General features: G+C 49.1%; 10 protein-coding genes. 7 read left to right on the forward strand and 3 right to left on the reverse strand.

Annotated elements, in window-relative coordinates; all coding sequences use genetic code 11:
- The first annotated feature begins 7 nt into the window (after positions 1-7).
- From metH to BV405_RS03145, 4 genes are all read left to right on the forward strand, one after another.
- Positions 8-3,706 carry a methionine synthase gene (metH, locus tag BV405_RS03130; protein WP_086479377.1) on the forward strand — a complete coding sequence of 1,233 codons (3,699 nt, stop codon included), beginning with the start codon at positions 8-10 and terminating at the stop codon, positions 3,704-3,706.
- Positions 3,707-3,737: 31 nt separating this feature from the next.
- A complete protein-coding gene (locus BV405_RS03135) occupies positions 3,738-5,075 on the forward strand; it encodes an MATE family efflux transporter (protein WP_245832222.1) in 1,338 nt (445 codons plus the stop codon).
- Between the two features lie 198 nt (positions 5,076-5,273).
- Complete coding sequence (locus BV405_RS03140) at positions 5,274-6,920, forward strand: nitrite/sulfite reductase (RefSeq protein ID WP_086479378.1); 1,647 nt, start codon at positions 5,274-5,276, stop codon at positions 6,918-6,920.
- Positions 6,913-7,401 carry a DUF934 domain-containing protein gene (locus tag BV405_RS03145; protein ID WP_086479379.1) on the forward strand — a complete coding sequence of 163 codons (489 nt, stop codon included), beginning with the start codon at positions 6,913-6,915 and terminating at the stop codon, positions 7,399-7,401. Before BV405_RS03140 ends, BV405_RS03145 begins: the two co-directional genes overlap by 8 nt.
- A gap of 384 nt (positions 7,402-7,785) precedes the next feature.
- On the opposite strand, the gene BV405_RS03150 is transcribed toward BV405_RS03145, so the two are convergent.
- Both BV405_RS03150 and BV405_RS03155 read right to left on the reverse strand, forming a co-directional pair.
- Positions 7,786-8,589: a flagellar motor protein MotB gene (locus tag BV405_RS03150; RefSeq protein ID WP_086479380.1), complete on the reverse strand. Its 804-nt coding sequence runs from the start codon at positions 8,587-8,589 to the stop codon at positions 7,786-7,788.
- A 39-nt stretch (positions 8,590-8,628) separates the two neighbouring features.
- Positions 8,629-9,402: a motility protein A gene (locus BV405_RS03155; RefSeq protein ID WP_086479381.1), complete on the reverse strand. Its 774-nt coding sequence runs from the start codon at positions 9,400-9,402 to the stop codon at positions 8,629-8,631.
- A 303-nt stretch (positions 9,403-9,705) separates the two neighbouring features.
- On the opposite strand from BV405_RS03155, the gene BV405_RS03160 reads away from it, so the two are divergent.
- The gene (locus tag BV405_RS03160) at positions 9,706-10,311 is read left to right on the forward strand and encodes a MarC family protein (RefSeq protein WP_086479382.1); all 606 of its coding nucleotides are present in this window, start codon (positions 9,706-9,708) and stop codon (positions 10,309-10,311) included.
- Positions 10,312-10,436: 125 nt separating this feature from the next.
- A complete protein-coding gene (gene pdxH / locus BV405_RS03165; protein WP_086479383.1) occupies positions 10,437-11,081 on the forward strand; it encodes a pyridoxamine 5'-phosphate oxidase in 645 nt (214 codons plus the stop codon).
- Positions 11,082-11,147: 66 nt separating this feature from the next.
- On the opposite strand, the gene BV405_RS03170 is transcribed toward pdxH, so the two are convergent.
- Positions 11,148-13,910: a bifunctional acetate--CoA ligase family protein/GNAT family N-acetyltransferase gene (locus BV405_RS03170; RefSeq protein WP_086479384.1), complete on the reverse strand. Its 2,763-nt coding sequence runs from the start codon at positions 13,908-13,910 to the stop codon at positions 11,148-11,150.
- 108 nt (positions 13,911-14,018) lie between these two features.
- Between BV405_RS03170 and BV405_RS03175 the strand changes: the two genes are divergently transcribed.
- Entirely contained in the window at positions 14,019-14,948 is a 930-nt protein-coding gene (locus BV405_RS03175) for a histone deacetylase family protein (RefSeq protein WP_086479385.1), read from the forward strand.
- The last annotated feature ends 125 nt before the right edge of the window (positions 14,949-15,073 follow it).

The following is a 15,073-nucleotide window of genomic DNA, read 5'->3' on the forward strand; positions in this document are numbered from 1 at the left end:
CTGAGAAATGAGTCTGGAAACACGCATTCAAACCCTAAAAGCCGCCCTTAAAGAGCGAATTCTGATTCTGGACGGCGGTATGGGCACCATGATTCAGGGTGAAAAGCTGACTGAAGAGGATTTCCGCTCAGAGCGATTTAAAGACTGGCCGTCAGATATCAAAGGCAACAATGACCTCTTGGTTATCACCCAGCCGGAACTGATTCAGCGCCTTCACAAAGCCTATCTGGATGCCGGTGCGGATATTCTTGAAACCAACTCTTTTAACGCCACCCAGCTGTCTCAGTCTGATTATGGTATGGAAGAGCTTGTATATGAGCTGAACGTTCAGGCTGCCCGGGTTGCTCGTGCTGCTGCTGATGAGAAAACAGCTGAGACTCCTGACAAACCGCGCTATGTAGCCGGTGTTCTCGGCCCCACCAGCCGAACGGCATCCCTCTCTCCCGATGTAAATGATCCGGGCTTCCGTAATGTTGACTTTGATACGCTGGCCGAAAACTATCGTGAAGCCACCCGTGGTCTGATTGAAGGTGGTGCGGATATCATCCTGATCGAAACCATTTTCGATACCCTGAATGCTAAGGCTGCAATCTTTGCAGTACAGGATGTATTTGAAGAACAGGGCTTTGAGCTGCCGATCATGATCTCCGGCACCATCACTGATGCGTCTGGCCGTACTCTTTCCGGTCAGACTACTGAAGCCTTCTGGAACTCAATTCGTCACGCCAAACCTCTGTCTGTTGGTCTGAACTGTGCTTTGGGTGCGACCGAACTGCGCCCGTACCTGGAAGAGCTGTCCAACAAAGCAGAAACCCACGTCTCTGCCCACCCTAATGCCGGTCTGCCCAACGAGTTTGGTGAATATGACCAATCCGGTAAAGAGATGGCAGTTATTGTTGAAGAGTTCGCTGCCAGCGGCTTCCTGAATATTATCGGCGGTTGCTGCGGTACTACGCCTGAGCATATCCAGGCTATCGCTGAAGCCGTTGCTAAACATCAGCCACGTCAGATTCCGGAAATTCCTAAAGCCTGCCGTCTGAGTGGTCTTGAGCCGTTCAACATTGAAAAAGACAGTCTGTTTGTCAACGTCGGTGAACGTACCAACGTTACTGGTTCTGCCCGCTTTAAGCGCCTGATCGTGGAAGAAGACTACGATACCGCTCTGGAAGTGGCTCAGGAGCAGGTGGAAAACGGCGCTCAGGTGATCGACATCAATATGGATGAAGGCATGCTGGAATCCCAGTCTGCTATGGTGACCTTCCTGAACCTGGTGGCCGCTGAACCTGAAATCGCCAAAGTACCGATCATGATCGACTCTTCCAAGTGGGAGATCATCGAAGCGGGCCTTAAATGCGTTCAGGGTAAACCGGTGGTGAACTCCATCTCCCTGAAAGAGGGTGAAGAAGCCTTCCGCCACCACGCCAAGCTCTGCATGCGTTATGGCGCAGCCATCATCGTGATGGCATTTGATGAAGTCGGTCAGGCAGATACTTTTGAGCGCAAAATTGAGATCTGCAAGCGCTCTTACGATGTGCTGGTGAATGAGATCGGCTTCCCGGCGGAAGATATCATCTTCGACCCGAACATCTTTGCTGTGGCTACCGGTATTGAAGAGCACAACAACTACGCCGTGGACTTTATCGAAGCCACTCGCTGGATCAAAGAGAACCTGCCACACGCCATGATCTCCGGCGGCGTATCTAACGTGTCTTTCTCTTTCCGTGGTAACAACCCGGTGCGTGAAGCGATTCACTCGGTATTCCTCTATCACGCCATTAAAGAAGGCATGACTATGGGTATCGTGAACGCCAGCCAGTTGGCGGTGTACGATGACCTGCCTGCCGAACTGCGTGACTACGTTGAAGACGTGGTACTGAACCGACGCGAAGACAGCACCGACCGCCTGCTGGAAATTGCCGAGAAATACCGTGGCGACGGTGCTCAGGAGAAAAAAGAAGATCTTGAATGGCGCTCATGGCCAGTCACTAAGCGTATCGAACACGCTCTGGTGAAAGGTATTACTAACTTTATCGTCGAAGATACCGAAGCTGCCCGCATTGAAGCTGATCGCCCGATTCAGGTAATTGAAGGCCCTCTGATGGATGGCATGAACGTGGTCGGCGACCTGTTTGGAGCCGGTAAGATGTTCCTGCCCCAGGTGGTGAAATCAGCCCGAGTCATGAAACAGGCTGTTGCACACCTGATTCCGTTTATTGAAGCGGAAAAATCCGGTGAAGTGGAAGCCAAGGGCAAGATCATCATGGCCACCGTTAAAGGTGACGTACATGACATCGGTAAAAACATCGTGGGCGTGGTTCTGCAGTGTAACAACTACGAAGTGGTTGATCTGGGCGTAATGGTTCCAGCAGAGAAAATTCTGCAGGCAGCAAAAGAGCACAACGCCGATATCATCGGCTTGTCCGGCCTGATCACCCCATCGTTGGATGAGATGGTTCACATCGCCAAAGAGATGGAGCGACAGGGCTTTGATATCCCGCTGATGATTGGTGGTGCCACTACCTCCAAAGCACACACGGCGGTTAAGATCGAACCTCAGTACAAACGAGGACCTGTGATCTACGTGACCGACGCCTCCCGTGCCGTGGGTGTGGCCAGCAACCTACTGAGTGACGAACTGCGCGATGAGTTTGTTGCCGGACGCCGCAAAGAGTACGAAGAAACCCGTATCCGTAACGCCAACCGTCGCGCCAAGGCAGACCGTATCAGCTACGAAAAAGCCTGCGACAATAAACTGGCGCTGGATTGGGGCAACTTCAAGCCGGTTAGGCCGACGTTCACTGGTGTTAAAGCCTTTGACGATTACGATCTGAACATCATTGCAGAGCGCATCGACTGGACGCCGTTCTTTATGTCCTGGGATCTGGCGGGTAAATACCCACAGATTCTGACCGATGAAGTGGTCGGTGAAGCCGCAACCAACCTGTTTGCGGATGCCAAGGTGATGCTGAAGAAACTGATCGATGAAAAGCTGATTAAGGCCCGAGGCGTGATCGGCTTCTGGCCAGCCAACACCACTCAGGCGGATCAGATCGAAGTTTATGCCGATAAAAACCGCAGTGATGTTCAGGCTCTGCTGCAGCACATCCGTCAGCAGACCCCAAAACCGGATGGCAAACCTAACCTGAGTCTAGCGGACTATATCGCACCCAAAGACACCGGTCTTGAAGACTACATTGGCGGTTTTGCAGTTAATGCCGGTATCGGTGCAGAAGAACTGGCTAAAGCCTATGAAGATGCCGGTGACGACTACAACTCCATCATGGTAAAAGCTTTGGCCGACCGTCTGGCGGAAGCCTTTGCCGAACACCTGCATGAACGAGTTCGTAAGGAGTTCTGGGGGTATGCCAAAGATGAAAATCTGGATAACGAAGCGCTGATCAAAGAGCAGTATCAGGGTATCCGCCCAGCCCCAGGTTACCCAGCCTGTCCGGATCACACCGAAAAAGAAACTCTGTTCAACCTGCTGGATGCTCCAACCCACAGCGGCCTTGAACTGACCGAAAGCTTTGCCATGACTCCGGCAGCAGCAGTAAGTGGCTGGTACTTTGCCCACCCGGAAGCGAAATACTTCGGCACCGGCAAGATCGATCTGGATCAGGTTGAGCAACTGGCTGAGCGTAAAGGCAAAACCACCGAAGAGATGGAGCGCTGGCTGATGCCGGTTCTGTCTTACGATCCGGCTTAATCGGTTCGTCAGAAGCAATTAAGACGTTTCGTTGCGCACTCTGCTGACTCTACCCTCCTTTCAGCGGCAACGTGAGATTTTAAAACTCGCGCTGCCGCTAATCGGCGGCATGCTCTCCCAAAGCCTGATCAATCTGGTGGACTCCGCCATGGTCGGAGCCCTTGGCAGTACCGCTCTGGCCGCTGCTGGCGTTGCCGGCTACACAGCATTTGTTATTACCGCTCTGATTCTCGGTATATCCTCTGCGGTGCAGTCCACTACGGCTTATTTCTACGGCGCCAGATGCAAAGATTCACAACACAAGACATTAAATGCCGGGCTAATTCTCGCGCTACTGCTTTGCCTCCCCCTGATCACTTTTTTTTACCCCATCACAGGGCTCCTGCTTTCATACATCAACTATGACGGCGCAGTTGTTGAACTGGCAGAGCCCTACCTCGACTGGCGAGTGATCGGCCTGCTGGCGGTGGGGCTAAATCTGGTTTTCCGGGGATACTGGAACGGGGTTCATCATTCTAAGATCTACTTCAAAACCATCATCTTTATTCATATCAGCAATATTGCCATCAGTTATCTGCTGATATACGGCAAGTTGGGATTACCCGCCATGGGCGTAGAGGGTGCAGGTCTTGGTACTTGTATTTCTCTCTTTCTGGGCACTCTTGTTTGGCTGCTATATACCTTAAGAAAAATTGGCAACCGGGCATTTTTTGATCAGGGTATTGATACCAGCATACTGAAACAGCTAATCAACCGGGCACTACCCAACTCACTACAACAAACCCTGTTCGCTTCAGGCTATCTGGTACTGTTCTGGATTATCGGCCAAATAGGTCCGCTTTCAGTGGCTGTTGGTCACGTTCTGGTCAACCTTTCTCTGCTGATGATCCTTCCTGCCGTAGGCCTTGGGATGGCGGCAACCAGCTTGGTAGGTCGCTCACTGGGACAAAAGGATGATCAGGCAGCGCAGAACTGGGGCACCGATGTTGCAAAAGTTGCGGTTGTGTTACTCCTCCTGATCGCAATGCCATTGGCACTGTTAGCTGAACCTGTACTGGGACTGTTTTTGATCGAACCGGAAGCGATTGAACTTGGCACTCAGCCCCTTCAACTGACTGCCCTGATGATGGTGATTGATGCTTCAGCTATCGTACTCACCCAAGCGCTATTAGGAGCAGGAGCAAGCAAGATGGTGATGCAGGTCTCCGTGACGTTACAGTGGGGCGTCTTTTTGCCCCTTGCTTTTATTTTCGGCAGTTACCTTGGCCTTGGGTTAGCGGCTATATGGTGGGTACAACTGGTCTACCGCTGTCTGAATGCCACCGGATTTATCTGGCTTTGGAAGGTAAGGGCCTGGTCAGCAATCTGAAGAAGCCGACATTAAGAAAACCTTATTTTTTATTTCGAAAAGAAATAAACATATAGATATAAATTCATTTTAAGAATAAGGGAAGACTGCTATTGTGCTGCAAATCATGCGGTTAGTATCTGCGTCAAAACCAGATTACCCAAGCCGTTTTACCGTGACTTTAGGCACTTTATTGGCAACCCTGTCGTAGGAAATTAAATGTATAAGTACGACGATTACGATCAGAAATTAGTTGATGAGCGTGTGATCCAATTCCGGGATCAAACCCAGCGCTATCTTGATGGCAAACTGGAAGAGGCTGAATATCTGCCGCTACGTTTGCAAAACGGTATCTATGTTCAGCGCCACGCACCTATGCTTCGTGTTGCTATTCCATACGGCATGCTGAATTCTGAGCAGCTTCGCAAGCTGGCCTATGTTGCCCGCACTTATGACAAAGGCTACGCTCACTTCACAACCCGTCAGAATGTTCAGTTTAACTGGCCTGCACTGGAAAACTGCCCGGATATTCTGGAAGAACTGGCTAAAGTTGAGATGCACGCTATCCAGACCAGTGGTAACTGTATCCGTAACACCACCACTGATCAGTTTGCCGGTATCGCTCAGGACGAAATTACAGATCCGCGCCCATGGTGTGAAATCGTTCGTCAGTGGTCGACCTTCCACCCTGAGTTCGCCTTCCTGCCACGCAAGTTCAAGATTGCGATTAGCGGCACTCAGGAAGATCGTGCAGCTATCAAAGTACACGATGTAGGTCTTCAACTGGTCAAAAACGACGACGGCTCACTGGCTTTTGATGTTTACGTTGGTGGCGGCTTGGGTCGTACTCCAATGATCGGTGATCTGGTTCGCCAGAATCTGCCTGCTAAACACCTGCTGACTTATCTGGAAGCCGTTCTGCGTGTTTACAACCAGTTTGGCCGCCGTGACAACAAGTACAAAGCCCGAATCAAAATTCTGGTTAAAGCTCTGGGTGTCGAAGAGTTTGCTCAGCGCGTTGAATCCGAGTGGGAGCACCTGATTGACGGCCCTTCCACCCTGACCGAAAGTGCTATGACGAAAGCAGCAAGCTTCTTTATCGACCCTGCTTACGAAAATGCACCGGATATCGGCAATTTCGAACAACAGCGTGAAGAAAACAAAGCTTTCTCCCGCTTCGTGACCAATAACACTCAGGCTCACAAGAAAGACGGCTACATTGCTGTAACAGTTTCTCTGAAGAAAACCGGTGTTGCCCCAGGTGACGTAACCGATGCCCAAATGGATCTGGTTGCCGATCTGGCTGACAAATACAGTTTTGGTGAACTGCGTGTAAGCCACCACCAGAACCTGATTCTGTCTGATGTTAAGCAGTCAGAATTGTTTGAACTTTGGCAGATTCTTGAAGAAAACGGTCTGGCGACGCCTAACATCGGCAAACTGACCGATATGATCTGCTGTCCTGGCGGTGACTTCTGCGCACTGGCTAACGCCAAATCTATTCCGGTGGCGGAAGCGATTCAGCGTCGCTTTGACGATCTGGATCACCTGTATGATCTGGGTGATATCGAATTCAACTTCTCCGGCTGCATGAACGCCTGTGGTCACCACCATATCGGCAACATCGGCCTGCTGGGTGTCGACCGTAAAGGTGAAGAGTTCTATCAGGTTTCTCTGGGCGGTCGCTCAGGCAATGATGCCAACATCGGTAAGATTCTCGGCCCTGCAGTTAAGCAGGATCGTATCCCGGATGCTATCGAAGCTATCATTGGTGTTTATGTTGAAAACCGAATCGAAGGCGAGTCCTTTGTAGAAGCTTACCACCGCATCGGTCAGGCGAAATTTAAGGAGCGTGTTTATGCCTAAGATTATTCTGAACCAGGAAATCGTTGAGGATAACTGGGTTAAAGTCGACCTTGACGCTGAACTGCCTACAGGTGGCAAAGTACTGCTACCCTACCCGCTTTGGATAGCCGGCGAATTCGATGCTTCCGCGTTTGAAGCCGTTGGTGTTTGGGTACCAAATGACACTGTTTTCGGTGAAGAAGCCCTGAAGCTTGCAGATCTGCCTTTGGTAGCAATCAACTTCCCGGTATTCAGTGATGGCCGAGGCTACACCCTGGCTCGTCAACTGCGTGAACGCTTCAACTACCAAGGTGAACTGCGCTCAATTGGCGACGTTCTGCAGGATCAACTCTTCTTTATGAGTCGCTGCGGCTTCAACAGCTATGCTGTTCGTGAAGACAAGTCGATTGAAGAAGCTCTAACCAGCCTAAAGCCATTCAGCAATGCCTATCAGGCAGCACTGGACAAGCGTCAGCCGCTATTCGCCGAACGCTGGAACTAAGCTTATAAACTCTGGTTCCAGACATTAAAAATGCCCTGCACTGCAGGGTATTTTTTTATCTATCGAACCCCAATCAAAAATCCCAAGCACCACGATGGCAAAGACATTCAAACTTATTAGTGTCGGGACACGTAGGAACAGCCTCTGTCGTTACCCTCATACGCCAATCTAAATAATCGCGCACACGCAGATCATCTCGCCTTTTCATCCAGTCAAAAATAGCCAATTTTAATGCAAGGTAATAATTGCGCAGGTTACGCTTCAGCTAAACGGTCATCACATTTTTCCAGTACATGATAGAAAATGTGTCAACCTGATTCAGGGCGGGACACAGCAATAAAAAAGGGAGCCAGAAAGCTCCCTTTTTTATTCAAACACCTAAAGTTATCTAAGCAACGGACTTTGTTGAATCCCCTGATACACATCCCGCTCAGTGTTATCCGGACGCTCAATCAATAAGATTTCAACACGACGGTTTTTGATACGATTTTCCTGACTGGTATTCGGCACCAGAGGACGGGCATCAGCATTACCAACCACGTAGAGGAACTCTTCTTCCAGGTCAGTCAGCCAGGTTAGCTCGTGAGCCACAGATACAGCACGAGCCGCTGACAAATCCCAGTTAGAACGGAAGCGATCGGTATTGATCGGCTGATCATCAGTGTGACCGCCAACGATAGTGAACATATCGTATTCTGAAATCAACTGACCTACTTTCTGTAAAACAGGAACTACAGCCGGTTCCAGATAATCACTACCTGATGTAAATGCTGACTCATCCGGGAAGCGAATAATAATATGATCCTCATCCCGCTCAACAATAATCACACCTTTCTCGATCTCATCTGTGAAGTTGGTTTCAAGACGGTTGCCGATACTTTCCAGCTGGTTTTCAACCTCAGATTCATCAGCTTCTGTCGATGGCTGAGGCTTCAGGGGCTCGATGATATTCTCATTCTTAGGTGGATTATCCGCCGGAATGATACTCAGAGGATTCAAATCCTGCAGACCAAATGAGTTCTGCATCGCTTCTGCAATACTTTTGTAGCGCTCAACATCCGTCGTAGAGAAAGACAGAATAAGAACGAAGAAAGTCAGCAGAAGGGTCATCATATCCGCGAAGGTAACCATCCACTCAGGAACAGCCTCATTCTTGGCTTTTCTGCGTCTTTTAGTATTAATGTTCATCACCCTAATATCCTCGCGTTCGCTTATGGATATGTAGCTTTAAATTTCTTCTGACATTGACATACCAGAGCGCAGATATTCTGGCAGATAAGTTTCAAGAAGCTCGTCCATAACCGTAGGGTTAAGACCTTCCTGGATACCCAGAACAGACTCAGTGATCAGAGACATGTTAGCCTCTACCTCAGCACTCTTAAGAGCCAGTTTGTCAGCAAGAGGCATCATCATCAGCTGAGCAATAAGAGATCCGTACAGGGTTGTCAAAAGCGCTACAGCCATACCAGGACCCAATTTGGACGGGTCATCAAGGTTATTCAGCATCTGAACCAGACCAACCAGTGTACCGATCATGCCGAAAGCAGGAGCAGAACCTGCCATCGCACGGAAAATTTTCTCGCCCAGCTCCTTACGATCAATAGACATGCTCATCTCATTCATCAGAACTTTCTGGATGAATTCAGGCGGATGCCCATCAACACAAAGCTGGATACCTTTGGCAAAGAAAGGGTTTTCGATTGGCTCATCTTCCAGACCCAGAAGACCATTACGACGGGCGATCTTGGCCAAATGGTTTGCCAGCTGAATGATTTCGCGAGGATTATCGTTGCTTTCGAAGAAAGCAACTGCAAAACCTTCTTTAATTCCAGAGAAGAAACTGGCAATTCGGTACTTAACCAAAGTTACCGAGATGGTACCACCGACAACAATCAGGATACCTGGAATGTTAATAAAAATACTGGGATCATCGCCCTGAGCAATACCCAAACCAACAAATGCAACACCTGTAATAAGCCCAAGAAGCGTGGCGAAATCCATTGACCCAACCTTATTTGTGACATTCAACAAAGTTAAACGGAAGCATAACCCAGTGATTGTATGATTAGTAGCCCTTATAACTGACTTTTCAGTAGCTTAAGGGGTATCGGCAGACAATTCAGATACTTTACTGCGATAAGACAAGTAGCAATCGAATTAAGCCAATGTGCTCAATTATTTACAGATATTTCACTTCCTCTGGAAGCCTGAGAAAAAACTATAGATACAGTTTTACAAAGTAGCCTTATACTTAGGAAACCAACATAAAAAGTTTTTACCACCTTCCCTGAGGTCGTTTGCAGCATGGCGCTTTTTATTTCAACCTTTATTCAGTTCTTCTTCCTATTTGCTCCCTTCTTTGTGGTTTCAATGTTTCTGGCACTAACCAGAGGGCATACCACTCAGGAGAAACGGGCGACGATTAATCGCGCAGTATTATCGGCCGCCCTGATCAGCTTGGTACTCTTCTTCTTCGGCACCACACTCTTTGAAGTACTGGGGATCACACTGGACTCCTTCCGGATTGGCGCAGGCTGTCTTCTTTTCTTGTCTGCCGTAAGCCTTGTTAAGGATGGCGTCAGAAACCACGCCACTGGTGTTCCAGAACAAAACAGCGATGATATTTCCGTTGTCCCGCTGGCCATTCCGACTATTATCGGCCCAGCCACCATTGGTGCCATTCTGGTTTATGGTGCTGAATTGAAAACAACAACAGAAACCCTGATCGGAGTCAGTGCTCTGATGGTTGCCCTAATGTCTCTGGGCGCCCTTCTTCACGCTTCCAGTCAAATTGAGCGCATCCTGGGAAAAACAGGTCTGAATATTCTCAGCAAAATGACAGGGCTGATCCTGAGTGCAATGGCTGCTCAAATCGTGTTCTCGGGTATTAAAAACTTCCTGAACCTTTAACTCATCTATAGCGCTGGATCAGGATTTCAATTGATTTAGAGATTCTGACCAGCCCTCCGGTTGGCTCAGCAAGCCAACAGGGTTTATGATTGAGCAAACATGTTGATACAAAGAGATATTTACCTATGAACCAGGACATTTCCTCTCTGCGCCGCGTTTTTGATCAGGAGGCACTGACTGAACAGGATCTGGCTGAGAATCCATTTGATCAGTTCAGCATTTGGTTTGATCAGGCGGTCGAAAATGAACCTTTCGACCCTAACGCTATGACTCTGTCGACTATTTCACCGGAAAACCGTCCTGCATCCCGCATCGTACTCTTGAAAGGTATCGATTCCCGCGGCTTCGTTTTCTACACCAATTATCAGAGCGAAAAAGGCATGCATCTTGCAGGCAACCCTTTTGCTTCTATTGTTTTCTGGTGGGGTCAAAAACAGCGTCAGGTAAGAATTGATGGAACTGTAGAGCGCATTTCTCCACAGCAATCTGAGGAATACTTCCACAGCCGACCAATCGAAAGTCAGATTGGTGCCTGGGTTTCAAAACAGAGCGCTGTGATCCCTAACCGCGAGTGGCTTGAGCAACGTTACGATCAGTTCAGCGAGCAATTTGCCGGTGACGATCCTATCCCACGCCCACCACACTGGGGCGGCTACCGTATCGTTCCTGATCTGTTTGAATTCTGGCAGGGTCAGCCAAGCCGACTTCACGACCGTTTCCGCTATGTTGTTGAAGGTGGTAAATGGAATATTGAGCGCCTGTCTCCATAATCCTTCAGCCAGAAACAAAAAAACCGACAACTCCCGTTGTCGGTTTTTTTACGCCTTCGCTATGCGCTAAATACCACTGGTATTCTCGAGACGATGTCGCTGCCACTCACTTTGTGGCTCATTCAACGGCATCACCGCATCAATCACCTGTTCTTCAGCATTATATTGACACTGGAATCCCAGATGCCGCATCAAGCCGCGCATCGGATGATTCTCCACCAGAATCTTTCCGATCATCTCAAGCGTCCCCACACTTCGGGAATACTTGATCATCTTCCGCATCAGAAGCGCGCCTAGCCCCTCGCCCTGCAGGTCATCACGAATCAACACCGAAAATTCTGTACGGATATTATCCGGGTCAGTCCAAACCCTGACTACACCCAATATTTCCCGCTCATCATCTTCTTTAATCTCTTCTGCGATAAACGCCATCTGACGGTCATAATTGATAATGGTCAGGTTGGCCAAATCACGCTTGCTCAGTTCAGCCTTATTGTGGAAATAACGGAAACGGATACTTTGCTCGCTCAACTGCCCATGGAACTGAGACAATGCAGCAGCGTCTTCACCACGAATCGGTCTGACTTCAACCAAGCGCCCCGTCTTAAGAGTCACCGTCTCACGCAGCTCCTCTGGATAAGGCATGATAGCGTGATAGCTTGGCTCACCAAGATCTATTTTTACATCCACTACAAGCATTTCATCGCGATTGATAATCAATGGATTGATCTCAAGCCCCTGCAATTCAGGAATATCCGCGGCTAACTGGCTTAGCTTAACCAGCACTTCCGAGATAGACTCGATATCTTCCTTCGGGTTATCACTATGCTCTTTGATCAGGCGATATGCGTGTGATCGCTTAATCAGCTCATTTGCCAAAGTCATATTCAACGGCGGCAAAGCAACATGACGATCCGCAAGAACATTTTCTTTATAGCCACCGATACCGAAGAGAATAACCGGTCCAAACACGGGGTCACGGGTGATCCCCATATTCAGCAGCATAGAATGCTTGCCCCGATGCATCGGCTGAATGCAGTATTCATAGATAGTGCTATCCGGAAACTTCTCATGCACTTTATCTCTGAGACTGATAACGGCCTTACGCATCCCTTCAGGGCTTTGGATATCCTGCATCAAACCTGCTGAAACCTTATGCGGATGCTTGCGGTAGACAAAAGGTTTGCAGTTGGTTTCATGAACAATCTTAACCGCCAGCGGCTGGTTCTGCTGTCCGGCAATAATCGCGGCGGCATTTTCATCTTTAGCATACCAGCTTTGAGTTACCGGAATACTGTAAGCGGCCAAAACCTGTGTACTTTCCTGATGGGTCAGTGCATTACGCCCCTCTTTACGGGCACGTGAAATCAGTTTACGGGCACTTCGGCGCACCTCATAAGGTGTTTCGTGAGGGATACTTGGAGGCGCTTCCTGCAACAGAGCCTGACTGCGGCGATAGTTGACCATATGCATAAAGGCCTGAACTGCATGTTCAGGCGAGCTATAGGTAGGAACCCCCGCCAGATTAAACTCTTTACGTGCTGGGCGCGCCTCTTCCATACCCATCCAGCATGTCAGAACGCTCTTTCTGAATTTACCGCGCTGATTGATCACCGCAGCTGCCGCATCGGCACTGGGAGCCAGGCGGGTTGGCGCATGGATCGCCAAAACCGCATCAACTTCCGGCGCATTGGATAATACTTCCAACGCCTGAACAAAACGTTCTGGCATTGCATCACCGCCAATATCGACCGGATTGGCATCAGACCACCCCATGGGCAAGCACTCATGAAGCTTGTCACGAGTCTCATCAGAGAGTTTTGCCAGCTTACCTCCCGAAAGAAGCAGTTTATCAGCAGCCAAAATACTGGGGCCTATACCATTACTGACAATTGCCAGCCGATCACCGGATACAGGCTTAATACGGGAGAGTGATTCCAAAGCATCAAAAAGCTCTTCGACATCATTGACGCGAACAACACCCGCACGATTTAACGCAGCAGTGTACACCTGGTCCCGGTTAACCAACCCTGGCGTATTGAGAATCGGCCCTTCAAAAGAAGAAACGATACGGCCACTTTTGATAGCAAGAACCAGCTTATTTCGGGAAGCTTCACGGATCGCCGTCATCAGGTGACGGGAGTCGCTGATATATTCAAGGTGCAACAAAATCGCCTGAGCATGACTGTACCGGTTGATGTAATCGATCACGTCCGCGATCATGACATCGGCGCTATCTCCCAGAGTCACCACATGAGAAAAGCCAATCCCACGGCCATTAGCCCAGTCGATCATGGCGTTACCCAGCATTCCAGACTGACCGATATAGGCAACCTTACCCGGCTTAACATTGCCGGATGAATAACTAGCATTCAGCTTACGCCCGGGAACCAAAACGCCCAAGCACTCAGGCCCCATGATGCGGATACCAGATTCACGGGCAGCAGCCAACATATCGTCTTTCAAGGATAGATGACGAGGATCAACAAGACTCTGAGCACTGTTTGTTCTGGAAAGACCGCCGGTTAAGACAAGAGCAGCCTTGACGCCAAGATGCCCCAGACGCCCCACAAGATCAGGCACGACCTCAGGTGGCGAGCAAATCACAGCCAGTTCAGGAATTTCTTCTAACGCCTCAGCACGGGGATAACACTTCTCACCAAAAACCTCGTCATACCCCTTGGTGTTGACCGCGAAAATTTTACCGGGAAACTGCCCATCCTGCAGATTACGGATAACCTGGCCACCCATGCTGAACTCTTTTTCGGACGCACCAAAAACTGCAATGGATTTAGGTTCAAAGAAATATTTTAAAAAACGAGTACCCACAGAAAACTTCTCCGCATCTCATTGAATGCTGCACTGCATTATCGACTATATGCCAGTATCTCCCATATGCTCGCTTTATTAAACTTGTATGGATAGGGAGGGTTTAAATTGATCACATCATATATCAGTCACTCAGAGTGCATGCTTCATGACATGGGGCCTTGGCATCCGGAAAGCCCACACCGGATTTCATCAATCAATCAACAACTTGAACGTAGCGCACTTGCTCAGGAATTGCAGCATTATAACGCCCGCCCTGCCACTGAAGAACAGATTATCCGTGTTCACCCAAGAGCTCATGTCCTCTCCCTTGAGCTGAGTCAACCGGAAGAAGGCGCCCCGCTTGTTCAGATTGATGATGACACCCTGATGGGCCATCAGACCATGCATGCCGCCACAATGGCGGCAGGTGCCGTTGTTCGCGGCACCGAACAAGTACTGAAAAATCAGGCTGATAATGTTTTTTGTGCCGTACGCCCACCCGGTCATCACGCAGAACGCGTCGAAAGCATGGGTTTCTGCTTTCTTAATAACGTCGCTATAGGTGTTGAACACGCACGTCACAATTTCGGCATCAAAAAAGTAGCCATCATTGACTTTGATGTTCACCATGGAAACGGAACCGTCGACATCTATAAAGACGACCCGAATGTACTGGTTTGCTCCAGCTTTCAGCACCCCTACTTCCCATGGCGCTTTGCCAATTCAGAATGGGACAATATTGTTAACACCCCATTAAACGCCGGCTGCAACGGACCTGAATTCCGTAAATTAGTCGAAGACACCTGGCTACCTGCATTGCAGATGCATCGTCCGGAGATGATCTTTATCTCAGCAGGCTTTGATGCCCACAAAGACGACCCTATGGGTGAGGTTAACCTGGTGGATGATGATTTCTTCTGGGTCACCAAAATGATCATGGATGTCGCCCGGGTCTACTGCGATGGAAAGATTGTTTCCGTTCTGGAAGGCGGCTACAACCTAAGCGCACTGGGCAGCGCCGCCCATAAACATATTGAAGCTCTCAAAGGCCTGTAACAAGCACAGGCCGCAGGATAAAAACTGACCGCCATCAAGAGTTTTGAATCTGGCTAACGGAATGATTCAAAAGGGAAAAGAAGTGGTATACTTTCTAAGTTCATAATTGTTATACCACCTTTTAT

Origin of the sequence: Oceanospirillum sanctuarii, assembly GCF_002150805.1 — a bacterium.
GTDB classification, from domain to species: domain Bacteria; phylum Pseudomonadota; class Gammaproteobacteria; order Pseudomonadales; family Halomonadaceae; genus Oceanospirillum; species Oceanospirillum sanctuarii.

Bases quoted from the DNA above. Each gene is read 5' to 3' on its own strand.
- metH (WP_086479377.1), top strand. From the start codon at position 8: ATGAGTCTGGAAACACGCATTCAAACCCTAAAAGCCGCCCTTAAAGAG.
- BV405_RS03140 (WP_086479378.1), top strand. From the start codon at position 5,274: ATGTATAAGTACGACGATTACGATCAGAAATTAGTTGATGAGCGTGTG.
- BV405_RS03145 (WP_086479379.1), top strand. From the start codon at position 6,913: ATGCCTAAGATTATTCTGAACCAGGAAATCGTTGAGGATAACTGGGTT.
- BV405_RS03150 (WP_086479380.1), bottom strand. From the start codon at position 8,589: ATGAACATTAATACTAAAAGACGCAGAAAAGCCAAGAATGAGGCTGTT.
- BV405_RS03155 (WP_086479381.1), bottom strand. From the start codon at position 9,402: ATGGATTTCGCCACGCTTCTTGGGCTTATTACAGGTGTTGCATTTGTT.
- BV405_RS03160 (WP_086479382.1), top strand. From the start codon at position 9,706: ATGGCGCTTTTTATTTCAACCTTTATTCAGTTCTTCTTCCTATTTGCT.
- pdxH (WP_086479383.1), top strand. From the start codon at position 10,437: ATGAACCAGGACATTTCCTCTCTGCGCCGCGTTTTTGATCAGGAGGCA.